This is a genomic window from Pseudomonas jilinensis (assembly GCF_003586265.1).
Taxonomy (GTDB): domain Bacteria; phylum Pseudomonadota; class Gammaproteobacteria; order Pseudomonadales; family Pseudomonadaceae; genus Halopseudomonas; species Halopseudomonas phragmitis.
The window spans coordinates 1-19,283 of sequence record NZ_QJSA01000008.1 but is presented as its reverse complement, the minus strand read 5'-3'; the positions used below and the strand labels follow the sequence as shown (position 1 = coordinate 19,283).

The window sequence follows — 19,283 nt, the reverse complement described above, 5'->3', positions numbered from 1 at the left end:
CGGAATTAAGCAATCGCAGCAAAGCGCTCGATGTGCGGCTGTTCGCGATGCCTGGCTTGCCAAAGGTCGTAGTCGGCTTGTACTCCGAGCCAGGTGCGAGCTTTGCCGATGCCGGCCAACTCTAGGCGAACAGCCAAGTCCGGACTGACCGGCGCATGGCCGTGCAAGATGCGAGACAGGGATTCCCGCGCAAAGCCAAGGCGGCGGGCAAGTTCGGCAATGCTGATGCCCAGTTCGGGGAGCACGTCCTCAAGCAGGGTTTCACCAGGATGCGGTGGGTTGAACATGGTCATGGATAACCCCCTCCTGTTTAGTGGTAGTCAAGGTAGTCGACGAGCTCGATGTCGCTACCCACGAATCGAAAGATCACTCGCCAGTTTCCATTGACGGTGAGTGACCAGAACTCATCCAGTTCCCCTTTGAGGGGGTGTCGCCGCCAACCGGGGATGTCGAGGTCGGCGGGTTCATTGGCTCTATCCATAAAACTCAGCATTCGGCCCAGGCGCTTTGCGTGGTCGGCCCGGATGCCTTTGGTTGAGCCAGATTCAAAGAAAATGCGTAGACCTTTGTGCCGGAAGCTTACGATCATGGCGATAAGTGTGATGTATTAGGTCACGGTTTTCAACCGTATGTGGGTTTTCTGCCGTTGTCATCACGGCAGCTGGGAGGGGATGCAGGCTTATCAATTGCCGCTGCAAGATTGTGTATTTGTTCTCCTGAACACCCGATCCCTCGCCATGAAGGCCTCCAGCATGTGCGGAATGAGTGTCAGGGCGTCGACTTCTTCACCGTAGGTCTGTGAGTGCAGCGCCGCGTAGCGCTCGAGGTCGGCCTTCAGGCTGGCGGGGCAGGTGAAGGTCAGCTTCAGGTTCTCAGTTTTCGGCAGTGGGCCGAGACGCAGCTTGGTCGTGCTCATTGCAGGTTCCTCTGTTGAGCGGAGAAGGGCTGATAGGGACGCAGCACCAGGTCGCGGTTGACGATCACGCGCAGGGGTAGGCCGGGACGCTGGGTCAGCGTGGGCTGGATATCGAGGTTGCGGCGGCTGACCTCCTGGCCGACCTGATTCACCGTGTCCTGCAGGCTGTCGCGCCCGGCGATGATGACGCGGTCGCCATCGGTGCGACTGGTCGGTGCCGCCAACTCGGCTCCGATACCCAGCAGGCTGGTCATGGCCGCGCCGGCGAGGATTCGATCCCAGTGCCAGTCGACGCCATCCTCGAGACCGGCATAGCCGGCGGCGTCCGTACCAACCAGGTTGTCGAGCTGGAAGGACGAGGTGTCCGGCAAGATCACCCGCTGCCACACCACCTGCACGCGGCTCTGCCCATAGCTCACCTGACTGTTGTAGCGGCCCAGCAGGCGTGCACCCTGAGGGATCAGCATGTGCTGGCCGGTGGCACTGTCGTAGACCGGCTCGGTCACTGTGGCGATCACGTCGCCAGGTAGATCCGACTTGATCCCGGTGACCAGCGCCGCCGCGATGACGGTGCCGGCCATCACCTGGTAAGGCGACTCAGGTATCTGCAGCAGTCCGGAATTACGGATTTGTGCGTTTACGGATTTACTGAGAAACGCCTCGTTTCGTTCCTGCTGGGTCGGCGTTCCTGCAACTGCGGCTACCGCGCCTGACGAGGCCATACCCAGGGTCATGGGATCTGGCTGGGCGCTCCCAGTGGATGCAACGTTCGATTTCCTCGCGCTGCTGGTCTGGAAGAACACCGAGGACTGCGCTGCTTCCTCAGCTTCCTTGAGCAGGGCCAGGCGCTCTGCTTCAGCGGCATCCGGACCGTGACCATAGCCCTGCGCCTGCTGCTCGGCCCTGAGGATTGGCCCGCCCAGATCGCCGGGCAGCGGTGGGCCCAGTTGCGGTACCTCGGGTGCAGGGGGAGGCGGCAGCTGCGAGTAGTCTGCCGGTAACTGCTCCAGCCCCTCGGAGCGTGCCACGCGGTCGACGTTGTATAGCTCGTTCGGCTCGGCGCCCTGTCGGCGCTGCTGCGGCTGCAGCGACCACAGCATGGCTCCGAGTACCGCAGCCGACAGGCCGCCGACCACTACCGCCAGCATGCGCGGATTGAGTCGGGTGACCGGACGCGGCTTGGCGCGCAGCTCCAGCGACTCCGGCGCTTCCTTGGGCGGTAGCGAGGTTGTCGCGGTTTGTTTGTCGTCCTTGGCCGTCATGCTCAGGGCCTCCGTGCCACGCCATCGGTGCGCTCGATCCGCACCACGTCACCCTTGTCGGCACCCAGGCGCAACTCGGCCGCGCCGAACAGGCGGTCGACGATGTAGTAGGGCGAGCGGAAGCGGTAGTTGACCAGTTGCCCACCGCCTTCCGGGCCGATCACGAACAGCGGCGGCAGCTCGCCCTGGGCGATTCCTGCGGGGAACTGGATATACACCTTGCGGCCGTCATCGAAGGCGCGCAGCGGCTTCCAGGGTGGATTGCTGCCGCTGATCGCATAGCGAAAGCGCAACTGCTCCAAGACCAAGCCTGCGTCCACTGGCGCCGCGGCCTGAGCGGCACTGGCACGGCGTTGCAGGGCGAGCATGCGATCCTTCGGATAGTTCCAGGACACCGACGCCATCCAGGCCTGCTCGGTGGAAATCAGCTCGATCAGATAGGTGCGGCGCGTGGTGGTGATCACCAGGTTGGTCTTGAGATCGACCCGCGTCGGCTTGATCAGCACGCTGGTGCGTAACTCGTCGCCGCTACCGCTGGTGGTATCGCCGACGATCCAGCGTACGGTGTCGCCGGCGGCCACAGTGATCAACTCTTCGCCGGGCTGCAGGTTAATCGCCGTCACCCGACCCGGGCTGGTGTACACCTGATACAACGCGCCATCGGAGTAGGGCCAGATCTGGATGGCGTTGATATAGCCTTCCCGGCTCGGTGCTACCCGAGCCTCGCGATTGGCGCGCGAGACCCGCACGCGCTCATCGGCCGGCTCCTTGGCCGATTTGCTGGGTTGAGTTTCCGGCAGTGGCTTGAGCTGCGCCGGCAGGGCCAGGGGCTTGGGCACTTCCACCACTTCGATAGGCTTGGGCGGCTCCGGCAGACGCTGCGCCTCGACCGGTTCGTCCAGGACGATCACTGGTGGTTCTTGGCTGGCGCAGCCGGCCAGCATGCTCAGTAGCAAAGGGCAGATGTAGATGCTCTGGGTAGTTCTCATGGTTTCTTGGCTCCTTCCATAGTGTCCAGTTCACGGCTCCAGGACAGGCCGTTGACGTAGATGCCGAGCGGGTTGCGGCGCAGCTTTTCCTCGGTGCGTGGAGGCTGCAGCACCAGCGAGATCACCGCGGTCCAGCGCTCCAGGCCGGCGGCCGAACCATTCACGAAACGGCGTTCGATCCAGCGCACCTGGAACGAGCTGTCGCTGGCACGCACCACGCTGGTGACCTCGACCGATACCGACTCCTTACCGACCCGGGTGAAGGGATCGTTGGCGCGGGCATAGTCGTTGAGGGTGGCTGCGCCTCGGTCGGTGGTGGAGTGATAGGCCTCCAGCCAGTTCTGCCGCACCACCACCGGATCGATCGACAGAGAACGCACCTGCTCGATAAAGCGCGCCAGGTGATGGGCGATCTGCGCATCCTGGGGCTGGTAAGGACTGGCGGCTTCGCCAACGGCGCGCACCTGGCCGAGGTTGTCGACCTCCACCACGTAGGGCGTCACCGTCGACTGCGCCGAACGCCAGACCAGTCCGCCTGCCATCAGCAGCGCCAGGCCCAGACAACCGAAGGCCATCAGTCGCCAGTTGCGTGCCTGCGCCAGGCTGCTGCCCATGCGCAGGTCCCAGGCCTGTGCCGCTGCCTGGTAAGGGGTGACAGGTTGAGGGGTGTCGCTGTAGCGCACCCGTGGACGTGTGAATCGCATCTTCGTCCTCCTTTACGAATTCGATGGGTCGCGAATCTGCGGCCCAGGTGATGAACCACCGCCATCGCCACCACGAAGGGTGTGGGCGACCGTGCTGGTGGCCTGTGAGAGTTGTTGCCTGCGCTGCAGGCGCCTGGCCCAGTCGGGCTGTTTGGTAGGGGCAGTTACAGGATCGGAAGCTGCTGGGGCGCCACTTGCCGCAGCGCCGGAGGGGGCTCCTGCCAGAGCGCGAGCGCCACCGATTGCCAAGCGAGCTGCACCGGGTGCCATACGCGCGCCGGCCAATACCGCGCCGCCGACACCTGTGGCGACTGCAGCAGCACCAGCAGCCATGCCCGCCGCGCCCAGTGCGGTACCGGCTGCTGCACCAGCACCCAGTTGCGGTGCGCCAGAGACCAACCCGGTGGCAATGCCCGGCCCGAAGATTCCCAGGCCGAGCAAGGCCAGCGAGGCGAGCATGACCACCAACGCATGGTCGATGGAGGGCTCGTCCGGTACGGCCTGGAACTCGGCGAACAGCCCGCTGCCAATGCCGACGATCACCGCCAGCACCAGCACCTTGATGCCGGCCGCGACCACGTTGCCGAGCACCTTCTCGGCGAGAAAGGCGGTCTTGTTCCACAGCGCAAAGGGCACCAGCACGAAGCCGGCGAGGGTGGTCAGCTTGAATTCGACCAAGGTCACGAACAGCTGAATGGCCAGGAAGAAAAAACTGACGATCACCACCAGCCAGGCCAGAAACAGCACCAGGATGCTGTGCAGGTTGCTGAAGACTTCGGGAAAACCGCTGAGGCTGCTGATCTGCTCAAGCAGCGGCCCTCCGGCATCAACCCCAATCGCGGCCAATCGCCCTGGCTGCAGAAACTCCGCATGACTCAACGTAGAACCTGAAGCCAGCAGACCCAACCCGGCGAAGGAGTTGAAGACGATCTTCGCCAGGGCATTGAAGTTGCCGATGATGAAGGCGAAGGCACCGACATAGAGGGTCTTGCGGATCAGTTTGGCGCTGACGTCCTCACCGCCCATGGCCCAGAACAGCCCGGCCAGGGTCATGTCGATCACCACCAGGGTCATGGTAAGAAAGGCCACCTCGCCGCCGAGCAACCCGAAGCCGGTGTCGATATACAGCCCAAAGACTTCGAGGAATCGGTCGATCACGCTGACGTCGTTCATTGCACGTCCTCGTCGAAGCTTGGCGGGATCGCGGGCAAGTCTGTAGGCCGGAGAAACTCGCTGGGCCGAGCACAGCCCGAGTAGAAGCGCTCAGCCGCATCGTCTTGCCGAGCCATGACCCCGTTGTCGACCTGTCCGCAGGCGACCAGCACCAGCAGCGGTAGCAGTGTCAGGAATCTCATGGAGTCGCCTCCCTACCGATAGAACTGCACGGGGTAGGGGGTGTAGGGTGTGCCGTTGCCCATAAAGCGCCGCCGACGCTCTCGAGCCTCTTCGGCCGCTGCAGACTGACGGGCAAGCTCCAAGGCGACGGCGCGGTTCTGGGTGATCTGCAGTTGCTGTGCCTGGATCGACTGCTTGGCCTGCAGGGCCAGCAACTGATTGGTGGCCTGGGCAGCCTGCAATGCGCCACCCGCGGACTGGCTTTGCTGCACCAGAGCGGCCAAGGCGCTTTCATCCTCGGCCAGGTTCTGTGTCACCTGAGCCTGTACACGCAGCGCCGTATGCAGCCCGTCGAGGCCCTGTTGCCAGCGTTCGCGTGCTTCTTTTGCCAGGCGTTGGCTGCTGACGTCGCCGGTGTACTCGTTCGGGTAGAGTCGGCTGAACTCCTGATCCAGGCGCTGCACTTCGTAGGCCAGCCCTCGCGCCTCGGCGAGCAGTCGCTCGGTATTGGCCAGGCTCGCGCGTAACTGGCTGACCACGTTGTAGTCCAGGCGCTGCAGATGACGGGCCTGGTTCAGCAGCATCTGGGTTTCGTTCTGTAACTGGCGAACCTGGTTGTTCGCCATCTCCAGGGTGCGTACTGCGGTCAAGGTGTTCTGCACCAGGTTGGTCGGATCGATTACGGTGAAAGCGCTGGCCGGCTTCACGGCCAATAGACCCAGTACCAGCAGCGTTGCGCCGGGAAAGCGGTGGGCAGGGGATCTCATGGCAGGCACTCCTTGCGTGACGAGGGAAAAGCGGTGAGCAGGTCGGCGGCCCAGTCCAGACCGCGGTGACGCAGCCAGGCAGGGGCGAAACCGGCGGTGCCGTACGCCTGCAGGATGCGGTCGATCTCGCGCTGCTCGGCCGGGCTGGCCGAGGCGGCGAAGGCCAGCGCCACCGGCCCCAGATCGAGATCGAACAGGCGGTTGCCCAGGCGCGACTGGTAGTAGTAATCACGCTTGGGCGTGGCCTGGACGATGATCTCGATCTGCCGGTCGTTGAGGCCGAAGCCTTGGTAGATGCCTCGGATCTGCGGCTCGCCCGCCTGCGGGTTGGGCAGGAATATGCGGCTGGCGCAGCTCTCGATGATTGCCGAGGCGATGCTGGAGTCCTTGATGTCGGCCAGCGACTGGGTGGCGAAGACGACGCTGACGTTCTTCTTGCGCAGGGTCTTGAGCCACTGGCGGATGCGCGCGGCGAACAGCGGATCGTCGAGAAACAGCCAGGCCTCGTCGAGGATCAGCAGTGTCGGCGCGCCGTCAAAGCGCTCCTCGAAACGGGCGAACAGGTAGCTCAGCACGGCAGCCACCGCCGCCTTGCTGTACATCAGTTCTTCCATCTCGAAACACTGCACGTCGGCTCTGCCCAGACGATCCCGGTCGGCATCCAGCAATGCGCCATGAGCGCCGCCTAGCACATAGGGTTGCAGCGCCTGGCGAAGAGCGTTGTCCTGCAGCAGCACGGACAAACCGGTCAGTGTGCGCTGCGCCTCGGGCGCGCCGGCCAGACTGTCCAGCGCCGTCCACAGCGCGGCTTTCTGCTCGGGGTCGACGGCCACACCTTCCTGCAGCAGGCGCGCCTCCAGCCACTCGGCGGCCCAGGCTCGGTATCCTGGCTGATCGATGCGCGCCAGAGGCTGGAAGGCCAGGTCGCCGTCGCCTCCGAGGGCGTAGTGCTCGCCACCCAGGCCCAGCACCGTAGCGCGCAGCGAGCGCCCCATGTCGAAGAGAAACAGGCGCGCGCCCGGGTAGCGTCGGAACTGCAGGGCCAGGGTCGCCAGCAACACCGATTTGCCCATGCCGGTAGGGCCAGCCACCAGGGTGTGGCCGACGTCGCCAACGTGGGTGACCAGGCGAAACGGTGTTGCGCCATCGGTGCGGGTGATCACCAATGGAGGGGCATCCAGATGTTCGTTGCGTGCCGGGCCAGCCCAGACTGCCGAGACCGGCATCAGGTGCGCCAGGTTGACGGTGGAGATCAACGGCTGACGGACGTTGGCGTAGGCGTTGCCGGGGATCGACGAGAGCCAGGCCTCCACCGCGTTGAGACTCTCGGCGATGGTGACGAGGCCGCGGCCCTGGATCACCCGCTCGACCCGGCGCAGCTTCTCGTCGGCGATCTGGGCGTCGGCATCGCTCACCGTCACCGTGGCCGTCACATAGCCGAAGGCGACTTGGTCGGCACCGAGTTCCTGCAGCGCCGCGTCGGCGTCGCTGGCCTTGTTCGCGGCGTCGCTGTCGAGCAGTGGGCTTTCCTGCTGGAAGATCGCTTCGCGCAGCAGCGCCAGGACGCCCTTGCGCTTGGCAAACCACTGCCGGCGCAGGCGCACCAGTTCCTTCTCGGCCTCAACCTTGTCCAGGCAGATAAAACGGGTCGACCAGCGATAGGCGAAGCCCAGACGGTTGAGGTCATCCAGCACGCTTGGCCAGGTCGAGGTGGGAAAGCCACGTACCGACAGCACGCGTAGGTGCTGCTCACCCAAGCGCGGTGCCAGGCCAGTGGCCAAAGGACTGTCGGCCAGCAGAGCATCGAGATGGAAAGGCACCTCGGGTACAGCCACCCGCTGGCGATGGGGCGAAATCGTGGCATGCAGGTAAGTCAGCGTCTGGCTGTCATCGAGCCAGGCGAGCTCTGGCATCACTCCGTCCAGCAGGTCGAAGAGACGATCTGTCTCGGCGACAAAGGCGGTCAGCCGTTCGCGCCAGTCGACTCCGCGTTGCGGCCGGTGCTCGTAGAGCAGGCCGGCGGCGCGCGAGCGCGATTCTTCCGGTGGCAGGTAGAGCAGCGTCAGGTGATAACTGCTCTCGAAGTGGCTTCCGTGCGCCTCGAAGGCAGCACGGCGCTCCTCGTCCACCAGCCAGGACAACGGCTCGGGAAAATCGCTGTCAGGGTAGTCGGCGGCCGCCAGGCGCTCGGCCTCGACAAACAGCGCCCAGCCCGATCCAAGGCGACGCAGGGCATTGTTCAGGCGCGCCGAGGTGACCACCAGCTCGCCTTGGGTGGCGCTGTTCAGGTCTGGCCCGCGAAAGCGCAGGCTGCGTTGGAAAGAACCGTCCTTGTTCAATACGACGCCGGGTGCGACGAGACCGGCCCAGGGCAGCCAGTCGGCCAACTGTGCGGGGCGGCGCTGGTATTCGGTGAGGTTCAGCATGGCGGCCTCCTCACACATCCAGCAGCGACGGCTGCTTGATATGCCGGGCAAATACCTGCAGGAACTGCGGATCCAGACGTGCGCCCCACACCGCCAGCGTGTGGCCGACCAACCAGAGCGCCAAGCCAGGCAGCCACAGCTGCAGGCCCAGACCGACCACCGCCGCCAGAGTACCGTTGAGGATCGCCACGTTGCGCGGCGCGCCACCGAGCAGAATCGGCTCGGCCAGCGAGCGGTGCAGTGGCACCTCGAAACCGGGGATGAGTTCGCGCTCGCCGTTCATGCGATCACCGCCCCGCCGGCAAAGCTGAAAAAGCTGAGGAAGAACGACGACGCGGCGAAGGCAATCGACAGGCCAAAGACAATCTGGATCAGCTTGCGAAAGCCGCCACTGGTGTCGCCGAAGGCCAGCGTCAGGCCTGTGGTAATGATGATGATCACCGCGATGATGCGCGCCACCGGCCCCTGTACCGAATCAAGGATCGATTGCAGTGGTCCTTCCCAGGGCATTCCGGAGCCAGCGGCGAGCACTGGCAGGGAGGCGCTCAAGCAGAGGGCGCCGAGCATCAAGGCGCCGACGAGGCGACGACGATTAGCAACGCGGGGATGGCAGGCAGTCATGACTGTTTTCCTGAGTCAGTGAAGGAATGAATGCGGGGGCGATGGAAGTGAGTTGATAGCCGCGCTCGTCATAGCCGGTGACGCGGGCGATCTGCTGGACATAGCGCGTGCGGCCACGTCCGGCGAGAAACACCAACAGGTTGACCGCCTCGGCGATCAACGCCCGCGGCGCGGCCAGGGCGACCTCCAGGATCAGTTGCTCCAGGCGCAGCAGCGCCCCCTGCGCGGAACCGGCATGGATGGTGGCGATACCGCCGGGATGGCCGGTGCCCCAGGCCTTGATCAGATCCAGTGCCTCACCGCCGCGCACCTCGCCGACCACCACGCGGTCGGGGCGCAGACGCAGCGTGCTGCGCACCAGATCAGCCATGGAGACCACGCCGGGCTTGGTGCGCAGAGCGACGTGATCGAAGGCCGGACACTGCAGTTCGACCGTGTCCTCCAGCACCAGCACGCGGTCACCACTACCGGCCACCTCGGCCAGCAGCGCGTTGGCCAGAGTGGTCTTCCCGCTGCTGGTGCCGCCTGCCACCAGGATGTTCTGCCGCTCACTTACGGCCACACGCAGGTGCTCGGCCTGCGCGGCGCTGAGAATGCCGTCGGCCACGTACTGCTGTAGCGGGATGACGCCGGCGGCGCGTTTGCGCAGAGCGAAGGTCGGCCCAGCCACTACGGGCGGCAGTACACCTTCGAAGCGCTCACCAGTCTCTGGCAGCTCGGCGCTCAGCAGAGGCTTGTTGCGATGTACCTCCTGGCCGACATGCGCAGCCACCAGGCGGATGATCCGTTCACCATCGGCAGCCGCTAGCGTGCCTAGATGGGCGCGGCCAGCGGACAGTCGATCCAGCCAGAGCGCGCCGTCGGGGTTGAGCATCACCTCGACCACGTCCGGGTCGTCCAGGGCGGCAGCGATCAGTGGGCCCATTGCCGTGCGCAACATGCGCGTGCGCCGATCCAGAGAAGTTGCCGCCGCACTCAGCACAGGGGAAGAGGCGACAGTCATGGGCGCTCTCCCGAGACCTGAGCCTCTGCCTGAACCTCTTCGTGCACGTCTCTGACCAGGCTGCGTCCGCGCTGCAGGTGGCGCCCCAATTGCTCGACGAACTGGCTGAAGCGCAGCTTGCCCTGCGCGCGTGCTGCTTCTTGGTGAGCCTCGGGTACAGGTGTGCTGACCGTGAGGTAGTAGCGCACATACAGCGCCACAGTCTCGATCAGGATGTGCTGGTCGCGCTCCAGGCGCTCGAACTGACGTGACAGCCGGTCCAGGCGCTTGGCCATGGCCACCTCGCGCTGCTCGCCGGACTCGGGCGACAGCCAGGAGGCCAGCGCCGCGGCGATGATCGAGGACTTCGATACGCCCTTGGTGATCGCCAGTTCGTTCAGACGCTTGGCGTGCTCGGGTTGGATAAACAGGTTGAGGCGGGCTCTGCTCATAGGGCTATTCCATCGTCAGGGTCGAGTGTGGCCAGCCGAGCGACGCGCTGTAGGCGTGGATCCGGCTGGGTGGGGAAGGGCGTGGGAATGTCGTCCTCGTCGAGCAGCTGCAGGTCGCTGGTCAGCTCGTCGTGATCCGGCAACTGGGCGAGTTCCGCCAGCTCGGGCTGACGGCGCGGGCCGCCGTCCTCGACGGTCTCGTCGTCGGTCAGCCCGGCCGGTGAAGCGTCAACGACCACAGGCACATCCAAGTCGCTCCAGTCGTCTGCGCGTGGCGCCGGTGCGTCGGCATAGCGGCCAGGCTGTAAGTGCGGCGCCGGCAGCACCCGGCTCTGGAAGTTGGCATCGGTGAAATAGCGCAGCTTCTTAGCGCGGATTGGCGCCAGGCCGGAGAGCATCACCACGGCCTCGTCGCTGGGCAGCTGCATCACCTCACCAGGGGTCAGCAGCGGGCGTGCGGTTTCCTGGCGAGACACCATCAGATGGCCCAGCCAGGGCGCCAGACGGTGGCCGGCGTAGTTGCGCTGCGCGCGCAGTTCGGTGGCAGTACCCAGGGTCTCTGAGATGCGTTTGGCGGTGCGCTCGTCGTTGGTGGCGAAGGTCACCCGCACATGGCAATTGTCGAGGATCGAGTGGTTCTGGCCGTAGGCCTTGTCGATCTGGTTCAGTGATTGCGAGATCAGGAACGCGCGCAGCCCATAGCCGGCCATGAAGGCCAGCGCCGTCTCGAAGAAATCCAGCCGCCCCAGCGCCGGAAATTCATCGAGCATCAGCAGCAGCTTGTGCCGGCGCTCGATACCGTCGGAGCCGTCGAGCGACTCGGTCAGGCGCCGGCCGACCTGGTTGAGGATCAGGCGGATCAGTGGCTTGGTGCGGCTGATATCCGAGGGCGGCACCACCAGATACAACGACACCGGATGCTCGGCCGAGATCAGGTCGGCGATGCGCCAGTCGCAGCGCGAGGTGACCTCGGCCACCGTTGGATCGCGATACAGGCCGAGGAAGGACATGGCGGTGGACAGCACGCCAGAGCGCTCGTTGTCGCTCTTGTTCAGCACCTCCCGCGCGGCCGAGGCCACCACTGGATGGGGCGCATCGCCCAGGTGCGGCGTGGTCATCATCCGGTGCAGGGTCAGCTCGAAGGTGCAGGCCGGATCTGAGAGGAAGTTGGCGACGCCGCGCAGGGTCTTGTCCTGACCGGCGTAGAGCACGTGTAGGATGGCGCCGACCAGCAGCGCATGACTGGTCTTCTCCCAGTGGTTACGCCGCTCCAGCGCTCCCTCCGGGTCGACCAGGATGTCGGCGATGTTCTGCACGTCGCGCACCTCGTGGGCGCCGCGCCGCACTTCCAGCAGCGGGTTGTAGGCGGCCGAGGCCAGGTCTGTGGGGTTGAACAGCAGGCAGTGCGAGAAGCGCGAGCGCCATCCCGCAGTCAGGCTCCAGTTCTCGCCCTTGATGTCGTGGATGACCGCCGAGGCCGGCCAGGTGAGCAGGGTGGGTACCACCAGGCCGACGCCCTTGCCCGAGCGCGTCGGCGCGAAGGTCAGCACATGTTCGGGGCCTTCGTGACGCAGATACTGATTGTCGAATTGGCCGAGGAACACACCCGCAGGCTGGGTCAGGCCAGCCTTGCGCACCTCATCCGCGTCGGCCCAGCGCGCCGAGCCGTAGGTGGTGACTCGGCGTGCCTGGCGCGCCCGCCAGATCGCCATGCCAATGGCCACCACCAACGCCAGCAGGCTGCTGCAAGCAGCGATGCTACCGCCGACATTGAATACGTCCGGCGCGTAGGCATCGAAGACGAACCACCACTCAAACAGACGCCAGGGATGATAGACCGGCGTGCCCAGTAGTTCGAACCAGGGCGCGCCAAGGCGAGCCTGGTAACCGAGCGCGGCTGCCGTCCGCTGGGTGGCACCCCATACCCCGGACAGGGTAATGGCCAACACCACAATTACTTGGCCGTACAGCACCGTTGTTGCATGCATCCCCGAACCCAACCTCCCAGACAAAACGCACGGCACGCGGATGTGCCGCGGGCGAGAGGTTCGGTACTGGGAAGGAAGGGGGTCAAAGACCGTTTCGGCGAGGACTAAGAAGGTAGGGGCAACACAGCAGGCTGGGGCGGTCGGTGGAAAAGCTCAGCAGGGTGTGTACACGAGGTAGATGTCTATCCGAAGCTGCGCCTGGCGACAGGCAGAAACCGGCCACAAGCGGTCCTTGGAGCTAGCCCGATTGAAAGGTTTTGGGGTTCTGTGAGATCGCCATGTCATTCAGGGATGGCTGAAGACTGCAAGTAATTTTGATATGTTATTCCGTAACGATATCCTTGCGAGATAGCCTCAATGCACCGCTTACTGACCCACTTCTCCAGCGTGATGCTGGGATTGCTGTTCGCTGCGCCTGCCTTTGCAGAAGTCCGCGTACTGACCAGTATCAAGCCTCTCCAGTTGATTGCCGCTGCCGTACAGGACGGAGTCGGCAAACCCGGTGTACTCCTGCCGCCAGGGGCATCTCCCCATCACTTCACACTGCGTCCTTCTGACATTCGCAACGTGCGAGAGGCAGACTTGCTCTACTGGATCGGGCCGGATCTTGAAACGTTCCTGCCAAGAGTTCTGGAAGGCCGTAGGGCAATGACTCTGGCTGTCCAGGACATCAGTGGGCTGCACCTGCGTCGCTTTGGTGAAGAACATCGGCACGACGAAGAACCCGCTGACGAGCACGAAGAGGAGCACACTGATGTGCATGACGAAGGGACAGAGGCTGGCGAGCACGACGAACTACATCGCCCAGGGGCACTTGATGCTCACCTCTGGCTTGATCCCGACAATGCACGCAAGATCGCTTCGCGTATGGCGAGCGATCTGTCCAGCATCGACCCTGCGAACGCTGCTCGCTACCAGGCAAATCTGGCAGCATTCGATCAACGTCTGGCGGCCATGGACGAAAAGATCGAGGATCGCCTCAAACCGTTGGCCGGCAAACCCTTCTTCGTCTTCCATGAAGCTTTCGACTACTTCGAGGAGGCATTCGGCCTGAGGCATGCAGGGGTATTCGCTGTAAGCGCCGATGTTCAGCCAGGTGCGAGAAAAGTTGCCGATATGCGCAAGCGCTTGGAACTGGCAGGAGCCAGCTGCGTGTTCAGCGAGCCGCCCATTCCGCCTCGTCTGGCGCAGACGCTCAGCGAAGGGTTGCCAGTAAGGCTGGCCGAGCTTGATCCGCTTGGCTATGACGTGAAGGTCGACGCGTTGGGCTATGAGCGTCTACTGGAGGCGCTGGGGAGCAATCTGGCCGGTTGCCTGGAGCGGCTTTAAGATCATCGCACGACGCTGGCAGAACCGGCCCCATGAGGGGCCGGTTTTGTTTTCAGATCACGCGTTTGATGGCGATGTAATCTCCTTGGGTGCGCAGAGTGACGGTGACCGACTTGTCTGTTCGGTTACGCCAGAACCAGCCGTGCTTGCCGTCGAAAGCCGCCTCCAGAACGCCACTGTCTTCCGGGGTGAAGCGCCCTTTGCCGTACCCGTGGTAGAAGTCGCGCGGTGCGTTGTAGGGGTCGCCGTGGGTGTCGTAGTTGACCTGGCCGCCATTGGCCGTCCAGAAGTAGTTGACCTTGGCGCCCTTGATCATCTCCAGCTTGATTTCGGCGCCCTGGCCGGGAGCCAAGTCAATGCTCATCTCGTGCTTCAGACCTGCCACTTCCGGCGCTGCCGGCGCTACGGGCGCGGACGATTGAGCAACTTCGGTTGTCACCTCGGGGGCTGGCTGCGTGCTGGGCTGAACCACCGCAGGCGCCTGCACGACCAGCGCGGCGACCTCGGCAGCGGCCTCTTCGGCCAGCTGCTGCTTGATCTCGCCCATCTGAGTGAGGCCCAGCATGCGTCCCGCACCAGTCGGGTCGATGGCATATTCCGAAGGCATCACCACGGTGACCAACAGGACGATGGCGACAATCAGGGCAATGACGGTGGAGCGCAGCAACTGCTGACTGCTCGGCAGTTCGTTGAGGCTTGGGGCTTTGCTATTGAACATATGGAAATTCCTTACTGAGAGACGATCAGGCCGGTGAGCTGGTAACCCATCAGCAGGAAACCGGCGCTCATCATGGCAACGTTGGCGGTATAGGCATGGCGCCAGAAGCTGGCGGTACGCCGCCAGTAGCCCATCAGAATGAGGATGGTGCCGAGGGCCAGCAGTTGACCGATCTCGACGCCGACATTGAAGGCGATCAGGTTGGCGATCAGGCCATCCGGCGAGATTTCGAACTCCTGAATCTTGGTCGCCAGGCCGAAGCCATGCAGCAGGCCGAATATCAGCGTGGCCGCACGGGTATCGGGCTGATAGCCAAACCAGCGCTGAAAGGCACCCAGGTTATCCAGTGCCTTGTACACCACCGAAAAGCCGATGATGGCGTCGATCACGTAGGGGCTGATGCTGATGCTGCTTAGCACTCCGAACAGCAAAGTGATCGAGTGGCCGACCGCGAACAGCGTGACATACAGCCCCACGTCCTTCAGGCGGTAGAGGAAGAAGATCACCCCGAACAGGAACAGCAGGTGATCGTAGCCGGTGATCATGTGCTTGGCGCCCATGTACACGAACGGCACCAGCAACACCCCTGTGCTTTCCTGGATGAAGCCTTTGTCGCCTTCGGGAACACCATGGGCAAGAGCCTCTGGCATGCCTATCAGCAACAGAACGAATGCCAATAGGGGGAGCAGGAACGGTCGGCGCAAGGCGCCATTACCGCGAAGAGATAGCGAATGCATAGGTAGATCCTGAGTTGATGAAGTCTGGGCCACGAGGGCCAGAGTCGAAGAGATACTCAGAATCGAGGGGGACGTTCTATCCGCGTGCTGTGGCCACTGGGCAAGCGCAGTGGGCCGGCAGTCAATGGCTGCTCCGCCGCTAGGTATTGAGGCGTCGGCAGCCAGGCCGAGAGGTGCGGGGTTTCATGGACATGGTCGGCCATCAACGACGAGTGCTGATGGTCTCCCCAGAGCTGAAAATCTTGTTCGCTCAGGTCCTCATCATGGCTGTGCTGATGAGAGATGGTGCCCACTTGCGCAATTTTTCCGTAGCCGGAAAACGCATGCCCCGCCCACAGCAACATCGACAGTAGTGCCAGAGCGGAAAGAAATCGGCATGTAGCAATTTGGCTCAGCATCGACGGACTGATTGCGACTCGACAGGAGGATTGCCTGGTTTGACGCATCCCCCCCAGGGGGATAGGATGCGATGGCGATTATCCTTGCACGAGGCTCCGCGATGAGCAAGCACGAACACGAACATCAGCACCAAAGTCATAAGGAAATCATCAAAAGGTTGAAGCGTGCCGAAGGCCATCTGCGCAGCATTGTTGGCATGATCGAAGATGGACGCGCGTGCGTTGACATTGCCCAGCAACTGCATGCGGTTGAGAAAGCGGTGTGTCAGGCCAAACGCACGCTGATTCAGGATCACATCGACCACTGCCTGGAGCACACGGTCGGCGCTCTCACCAACGGTGAGCGGGCGCCACTTGAAGAATTCAAGCAGATCACCAAGTACCTCTGAGCCCCCGCCATGTCGTCCTTTGCCGAACTCTTGCAACAGGGGGCCAGCCAGGCTTGGCTGTATGTTCCCACCGCCATCCTGCTAGGTGCCCTGCACGGCCTGGAACCTGGGCACTCGAAAACCATGATGGCGGCGTTCATCGTGGCGATCCGTGGCTCTGTCCGTCAGGCCATCCTATTGGGTCTGGCTGCGACGGCCTCGCATACAGCGGTGGTCTGGCTGGTTGCCATCGGCGGTATGTATCTGGGTCAAAACCTCGACGCCCAGACGACCGAGCCATACTTCCAGCTAGCCTCGGCGGTTCTGATCATCGGCATCGCCCTGTGGATGCTCTGGCGCACCTGGCGTGGAGAGCAGATGTGGCGCTTCGAACAGGAAGGTGATCATCCTCACTCGCATGACCATGCGCACGACGAAACGCGACGTATCGACACCGGTCACGGGCGCATCGAGCTGTCAATTTTCGAGGAAGGTGTCGCTCCGCGTTGGCGATTACGTACGATCAGCGGTCAGCCCTGGAAGGCCACAGATGCCTGGCTACAGACGACCCGCGCCAACGGCCGCATGCGGCGCTTCGCTTTTACCGAGCGCGATGGCTATTTGGAGTCCGTGGATGAGATCCCAGAACCGCACGAATTCGACGTGCGATTGAGCCTCGGTCATGGTGGCCACTCCCACGACTATGACCTGGCGTTTCATGAACATGCCCATGCAGACCTGGACGGCTTGGAGCTGTCACTGGATGGCTATCAGGACGCCCATGAGCGAGCCCATGCCAACGATATTCGTCGGCGATTCTCCAGCCGCAACGTGAGTACTGGGCAGGTCATTCTCTTCGGCCTGACGGGAGGACTGATTCCCTGTCCTGCGGCTATCACCGTGCTACTGCTCTGCCTACAGGTCAAGGAAGTCACGCTTGGTGCGGTGTTGGTGCTCAGCTTCAGTGTCGGTTTGGCCTTGACCCTGGTGGCTGTGGGTGTAGCGGCAGCCATTGGCACGCGTCATGCCTCCAACCGCTGGCCCTGGTTGGGTGCGGTAGCGCGCCGCGCTCCGTACCTGTCCAGCCTGCTGATCATCGGAGTGGGCATCTATGTCGGCCTGCACGGGTGGGCAGGGTTGAATACCTGAAATGTGGGACTTCTCAGCCTACCTGGGGTTGTTCGTCGCAGCCTTTGGGGCCGCCACTCTGCTGCCAATGCAGTCCGAAGCGGTGTTGACCAGCTTGCTGCTGGCAGGCAAGCAATCTCCGGCCTTGTTGCTGGTAGTGGCTACGGTTGGCAACGTACTTGGCTCGATCATCAACTGGCTACTGGGGCGCTACATCGAGCACTTCCGCCATAAACGCTGGTTCCCGGTAGCGGATGACAAGTTGCTACGTGCTCAGCGGGCCTACCACCGCTATGGGCGCTGGTCACTGCTGCTAAGCTGGGCGCCGATCATTGGCGACCCGTTGACCGTTATTGCCGGCATGCTGCGTGAGCCGTTCTGGAGCTTTCTGCTGATCGTACTGGTGGCCAAGGCGGGGCGTTACCTGGCGCTGGCGGCGTTGGCGTTCGGGGTGTTGGGGTGAGGCGCGATGCGGGGCTCGATCTGGTCAAGTGGTTGGCCATGTTCAGCATGCTGATCGACCACCTGCGCTATTTGTGGCCTGACGCTTACGGCCTGTTCATCATAGGTCGTCTCGCTTTTCCGTTGTTCTGTCTGAGCATCGCAGCCAACGTCACCAGAACCCGCCCCGGCGAACTATTCAGCGAAGGAAATGCGCGCTACCTCGGCTGGTTGCTGGTGTTCTCCCTGATTTCGGAATTGCCGTACCGTGAACTCTCACCGGAAAGTGCGACGCTCAACGTGATGCCGACTTTGTTACTTGGTCTGCTGGTCGCTTGGGGCGTCCATCACGCGGACCGGAACAGCCTGCTACTGGCTACTGGAGCGCTGGTCCTTGCGATACTTTTCCATCATCAACTGATGTACGGCTTAGTCGGTGTGATTTTGCCTGCTGCCTTTATGCTTGGGCTGCGAGGCATGCGTTGGTGGTGGCTGCCTGCCGTACTAGCCATTCTGGCCAACAGTCGTAATCGCTGGTTGGAAGGCTGGGGGGTCACACCGGAGACGGTGGCGATGTTCGTTATGGCTGGTGCCGCTGCGCCATTTGGCCTTGCCCTGTTGCGGCAATCCAGCTCTCTCCGTCCTTGGCCTGTTGGACGATGGGGATACTGGTTCTATCCAGGTCACCTGGCAGCCATATACCTGGTGAGCCCCTGAAAGGGCGTTTGTCCGCTTCTGGCCGATTGCAACCTGCCGTATCCTCTGCTTTCGGCCAGAAGCGGCCGATCATGCAGAGACTTAGAGGACTTCCATTTAAGGCTTGAAGGTACCTACGAAACCGGGGATTCAGCTCTGTGCTGCAGCTGGTTCTAATTGCTGAACTGTAGCCTTGGGTGATTCCATCCGTAGGCTCTCTCGATACTGCTCTGCTGGAGCTTCGTGAGTGACCTCGACAGCAGCATCGTAGTTTTCTCGAATGACCGCCTCTATTTCAGCAATGTCGGCGCGGAAGAACTCCTTGCGCCCGTTAACCTTATTTAACCGACCGGCCGCAAAACGTTCATGAAGCTTTGCTTCCAATGCTGGGGCGTTATCCGAGAAAACCATCGCATGTACGTCAAACCAGAATGGCACCGACGCATCACCTAACTCATCGACGCGATCCATTGGCTCCAGGCGGCGGGTCATACCGATCTTGTAAATTCCTTCCCCGAATGCTCCGACGTTGGAGATCACATAAACGTAGCCAGCTTTGGCGTTCTGTTCGCGATAGTCGATAAGTTTCTCTTCGCTTTCCAGCGCAGCGCGACCTGCTTCAATCTCTGCCAACTTGGCCACAAGCGGCGCGCGTTCCTCCTCCGATTGTGCCTTTTCCAAGCGAGCCTGTAGCTCGCGCATTGCGGTCGCGAAGTGTTTGCGCTCCTTAGCGATCTTCTCCCGAGCGGCGCGAATCTCCTGCTCTAGCTTCTGCTGTTCCCGCAGCTCTTCTCGGGCGCGCTTGGCATCTTCCTTTTCCTCTTGCTTCTTAACCTGAAACTCATGGGCAAGGTGCAGTTCGTCAATCTTGAGGCTCAGGTACTTCCGAGATAGCTCAACGGACATCACTCTGCCGAGACGGTTGCAGGTTTCGAAGGACTTCAGAATGCGCTTTTCGCCCAGCTCTACGTTGTCGAATTTTACATTGTCGACGCAGTAGTCAGGGCGGTTGCAGGAGCTGAGTGC

The 19,283-nt window shown here is 62.7% G+C and carries 24 protein-coding genes; 5 read left to right on the top strand and 19 right to left on the bottom strand.

The genetic code is table 11. The features are described 5' to 3' along the window. Positions 1-5: 5 nt before the first annotated feature. From C2846_RS09895 to C2846_RS09825, 15 genes are all read right to left on the bottom strand, one after another. Positions 6-293, bottom strand: coding sequence for a HigA family addiction module antitoxin (locus tag C2846_RS09895; RefSeq protein WP_003108490.1), 288 nt, complete (start codon positions 291-293; stop codon positions 6-8). Positions 294-310: 17 nt separating this feature from the next. Next, on the bottom strand, positions 311-589 hold the full coding sequence (locus tag C2846_RS09890; RefSeq protein ID WP_043942203.1) for a type II toxin-antitoxin system RelE/ParE family toxin: 279 nt from the start codon (positions 587-589) through the stop codon (positions 311-313). A gap of 93 nt (positions 590-682) precedes the next feature. Continuing rightward, positions 683-916: a DUF2274 domain-containing protein gene (locus C2846_RS09885; protein ID WP_013716013.1), complete on the bottom strand. Its 234-nt coding sequence runs from the start codon at positions 914-916 to the stop codon at positions 683-685. Further along, entirely contained in the window at positions 913-2,178 is a 1,266-nt protein-coding gene (locus C2846_RS09880) for a TraB/TrbI/VirB10 family type IV secretion system protein (RefSeq protein ID WP_014596920.1), read from the bottom strand. Before C2846_RS09880 ends, C2846_RS09885 begins: the two co-directional genes overlap by 4 nt. Positions 2,179-2,180: 2 nt before the next feature. Beyond that, complete coding sequence (trbG, locus tag C2846_RS09875; protein ID WP_014596919.1) at positions 2,181-3,167, bottom strand: P-type conjugative transfer protein TrbG; 987 nt, start codon at positions 3,165-3,167, stop codon at positions 2,181-2,183. Further along, positions 3,164-3,871 (bottom strand): conjugal transfer protein TrbF, encoded by a 708-nt coding sequence (trbF, locus tag C2846_RS09870; RefSeq protein WP_119701362.1) that lies wholly within the window; start codon positions 3,869-3,871, stop codon positions 3,164-3,166. Before trbF ends, trbG begins: the two co-directional genes overlap by 4 nt. A 12-nt stretch (positions 3,872-3,883) precedes the next feature. Beyond that, positions 3,884-5,044 (bottom strand): P-type conjugative transfer protein TrbL, encoded by a 1,161-nt coding sequence (gene trbL / locus C2846_RS09865; protein ID WP_014596917.1) that lies wholly within the window; start codon positions 5,042-5,044, stop codon positions 3,884-3,886. Further along, complete coding sequence (locus C2846_RS09860) at positions 5,041-5,226, bottom strand: hypothetical protein (protein ID WP_119701361.1); 186 nt, start codon at positions 5,224-5,226, stop codon at positions 5,041-5,043. Before C2846_RS09860 ends, trbL begins: the two co-directional genes overlap by 4 nt. A gap of 12 nt (positions 5,227-5,238) precedes the next feature. After that, a complete protein-coding gene (gene trbJ / locus C2846_RS09855; protein ID WP_119701360.1) occupies positions 5,239-5,973 on the bottom strand; it encodes a P-type conjugative transfer protein TrbJ in 735 nt (244 codons plus the stop codon). After that, entirely contained in the window at positions 5,970-8,399 is a 2,430-nt protein-coding gene (gene trbE / locus C2846_RS09850; RefSeq protein ID WP_119701359.1) for a conjugal transfer protein TrbE, read from the bottom strand. Before trbE ends, trbJ begins: the two co-directional genes overlap by 4 nt. 10 nt (positions 8,400-8,409) lie before the next feature. Then, positions 8,410-8,682 carry a VirB3 family type IV secretion system protein gene (locus tag C2846_RS09845; RefSeq protein WP_014596914.1) on the bottom strand — a complete coding sequence of 91 codons (273 nt, stop codon included), beginning with the start codon at positions 8,680-8,682 and terminating at the stop codon, positions 8,410-8,412. Further along, complete coding sequence (locus C2846_RS09840) at positions 8,679-9,020, bottom strand: TrbC/VirB2 family type IV secretion system protein (RefSeq protein ID WP_014596913.1); 342 nt, start codon at positions 9,018-9,020, stop codon at positions 8,679-8,681. The genes C2846_RS09845 and C2846_RS09840 overlap by 4 nt, the downstream gene beginning before the upstream one ends. Beyond that, complete coding sequence (gene trbB, locus C2846_RS09835; RefSeq protein WP_014596912.1) at positions 8,992-9,960, bottom strand: P-type conjugative transfer ATPase TrbB; 969 nt, start codon at positions 9,958-9,960, stop codon at positions 8,992-8,994. The genes C2846_RS09840 and trbB overlap by 29 nt, the downstream gene beginning before the upstream one ends. Before the next feature lie 59 nt (positions 9,961-10,019). Continuing rightward, a complete protein-coding gene (locus C2846_RS09830; RefSeq protein WP_014596911.1) occupies positions 10,020-10,454 on the bottom strand; it encodes a CopG family transcriptional regulator in 435 nt (144 codons plus the stop codon). After that, on the bottom strand, positions 10,451-12,442 hold the full coding sequence (locus C2846_RS09825; protein ID WP_014596910.1) for a conjugal transfer protein TraG: 1,992 nt from the start codon (positions 12,440-12,442) through the stop codon (positions 10,451-10,453). The genes C2846_RS09830 and C2846_RS09825 overlap by 4 nt, the downstream gene beginning before the upstream one ends. A 357-nt stretch (positions 12,443-12,799) precedes the next feature. Between C2846_RS09825 and znuA the strand changes: the two genes are divergently transcribed. After that, positions 12,800-13,771 (top strand): zinc ABC transporter substrate-binding protein ZnuA, encoded by a 972-nt coding sequence (gene znuA, locus C2846_RS09820; protein ID WP_010791789.1) that lies wholly within the window; start codon positions 12,800-12,802, stop codon positions 13,769-13,771. Between the two features lie 52 nt (positions 13,772-13,823). Here the strand turns inward: znuA and C2846_RS09815 are convergent, their stop codons facing one another. From C2846_RS09815 to C2846_RS18565, 3 genes are read right to left on the bottom strand one after another with little or no spacing between them, the layout of a single operon-like run. After that, positions 13,824-14,489 (bottom strand): hypothetical protein, encoded by a 666-nt coding sequence (locus C2846_RS09815; RefSeq protein WP_003116624.1) that lies wholly within the window; start codon positions 14,487-14,489, stop codon positions 13,824-13,826. An 11-nt stretch (positions 14,490-14,500) separates the two neighbouring features. Further along, positions 14,501-15,226: a HupE/UreJ family protein gene (locus tag C2846_RS09810; RefSeq protein WP_003119946.1), complete on the bottom strand. Its 726-nt coding sequence runs from the start codon at positions 15,224-15,226 to the stop codon at positions 14,501-14,503. 56 nt (positions 15,227-15,282) lie between these two features. Next, positions 15,283-15,624, bottom strand: a complete 342-nt coding sequence (locus tag C2846_RS18565) for a hypothetical protein (RefSeq protein WP_124209411.1) — start codon at positions 15,622-15,624, stop codon at positions 15,283-15,285. Between the two features lie 101 nt (positions 15,625-15,725). On the opposite strand from C2846_RS18565, the gene C2846_RS09805 reads away from it, so the two are divergent. The 4 genes from C2846_RS09805 to C2846_RS09790 are packed head-to-tail and all read left to right on the top strand — an operon-like array spanning position 15,726 to position 18,278. Further along, a complete protein-coding gene (locus tag C2846_RS09805; RefSeq protein ID WP_003116626.1) occupies positions 15,726-16,013 on the top strand; it encodes a metal-sensing transcriptional repressor in 288 nt (95 codons plus the stop codon). A gap of 9 nt (positions 16,014-16,022) precedes the next feature. Then, positions 16,023-17,141 (top strand): nickel/cobalt efflux protein RcnA, encoded by a 1,119-nt coding sequence (locus C2846_RS09800; RefSeq protein ID WP_003116627.1) that lies wholly within the window; start codon positions 16,023-16,025, stop codon positions 17,139-17,141. A 1-nt stretch (position 17,142) separates the two neighbouring features. Further along, entirely contained in the window at positions 17,143-17,583 is a 441-nt protein-coding gene (locus C2846_RS09795; RefSeq protein ID WP_003116628.1) for a YqaA family protein, read from the top strand. Further along, positions 17,580-18,278 (top strand): TraX family protein, encoded by a 699-nt coding sequence (locus tag C2846_RS09790; protein WP_014596907.1) that lies wholly within the window; start codon positions 17,580-17,582, stop codon positions 18,276-18,278. Before C2846_RS09795 ends, C2846_RS09790 begins: the two co-directional genes overlap by 4 nt. A gap of 129 nt (positions 18,279-18,407) precedes the next feature. On the opposite strand, the gene C2846_RS09785 is transcribed toward C2846_RS09790, so the two are convergent. Next, the coding region (locus C2846_RS09785; RefSeq protein ID WP_119701358.1) for an SNIPE associated domain-containing protein at positions 18,408-19,283 on the bottom strand (876 nt) is incomplete at its 5' end.

Coding starts and splice junctions, on each gene's coding strand:
- C2846_RS09810 (WP_003119946.1), bottom strand. CDS start 15,226: ATGCATTCGCTATCTCTTCGCGGTAATGGCGCCTTGCGCCGACCGTTC.
- C2846_RS09815 (WP_003116624.1), bottom strand. CDS start 14,489: ATGTTCAATAGCAAAGCCCCAAGCCTCAACGAACTGCCGAGCAGTCAG.
- C2846_RS09895 (WP_003108490.1), bottom strand. CDS start 293: ATGACCATGTTCAACCCACCGCATCCTGGTGAAACCCTGCTTGAGGAC.
- C2846_RS09860 (WP_119701361.1), bottom strand. CDS start 5,226: ATGAGATTCCTGACACTGCTACCGCTGCTGGTGCTGGTCGCCTGCGGA.
- C2846_RS09880 (WP_014596920.1), bottom strand. CDS start 2,178: ATGACGGCCAAGGACGACAAACAAACCGCGACAACCTCGCTACCGCCC.
- C2846_RS18565 (WP_124209411.1), bottom strand. CDS start 15,624: ATGCTGAGCCAAATTGCTACATGCCGATTTCTTTCCGCTCTGGCACTA.
- C2846_RS09885 (WP_013716013.1), bottom strand. CDS start 916: ATGAGCACGACCAAGCTGCGTCTCGGCCCACTGCCGAAAACTGAGAAC.
- trbE (WP_119701359.1), bottom strand. CDS start 8,399: ATGCTGAACCTCACCGAATACCAGCGCCGCCCCGCACAGTTGGCCGAC.
- C2846_RS09795 (WP_003116628.1), top strand. CDS start 17,143: ATGTGGGACTTCTCAGCCTACCTGGGGTTGTTCGTCGCAGCCTTTGGG.
- trbB (WP_014596912.1), bottom strand. CDS start 9,960: ATGTTGCGCACGGCAATGGGCCCACTGATCGCTGCCGCCCTGGACGAC.
- trbL (WP_014596917.1), bottom strand. CDS start 5,044: ATGAACGACGTCAGCGTGATCGACCGATTCCTCGAAGTCTTTGGGCTG.
- C2846_RS09840 (WP_014596913.1), bottom strand. CDS start 9,020: ATGACTGCCTGCCATCCCCGCGTTGCTAATCGTCGTCGCCTCGTCGGC.
- C2846_RS09805 (WP_003116626.1), top strand. CDS start 15,726: ATGAGCAAGCACGAACACGAACATCAGCACCAAAGTCATAAGGAAATC.
- C2846_RS09890 (WP_043942203.1), bottom strand. CDS start 589: ATGATCGTAAGCTTCCGGCACAAAGGTCTACGCATTTTCTTTGAATCT.
- C2846_RS09845 (WP_014596914.1), bottom strand. CDS start 8,682: ATGAACGGCGAGCGCGAACTCATCCCCGGTTTCGAGGTGCCACTGCAC.
- trbJ (WP_119701360.1), bottom strand. CDS start 5,973: ATGAGATCCCCTGCCCACCGCTTTCCCGGCGCAACGCTGCTGGTACTG.
- C2846_RS09825 (WP_014596910.1), bottom strand. CDS start 12,442: ATGCATGCAACAACGGTGCTGTACGGCCAAGTAATTGTGGTGTTGGCC.
- C2846_RS09800 (WP_003116627.1), top strand. CDS start 16,023: ATGTCGTCCTTTGCCGAACTCTTGCAACAGGGGGCCAGCCAGGCTTGG.
- C2846_RS09830 (WP_014596911.1), bottom strand. CDS start 10,454: ATGAGCAGAGCCCGCCTCAACCTGTTTATCCAACCCGAGCACGCCAAG.
- trbF (WP_119701362.1), bottom strand. CDS start 3,871: ATGCGATTCACACGTCCACGGGTGCGCTACAGCGACACCCCTCAACCT.
- trbG (WP_014596919.1), bottom strand. CDS start 3,167: ATGAGAACTACCCAGAGCATCTACATCTGCCCTTTGCTACTGAGCATG.
- znuA (WP_010791789.1), top strand. CDS start 12,800: ATGCACCGCTTACTGACCCACTTCTCCAGCGTGATGCTGGGATTGCTG.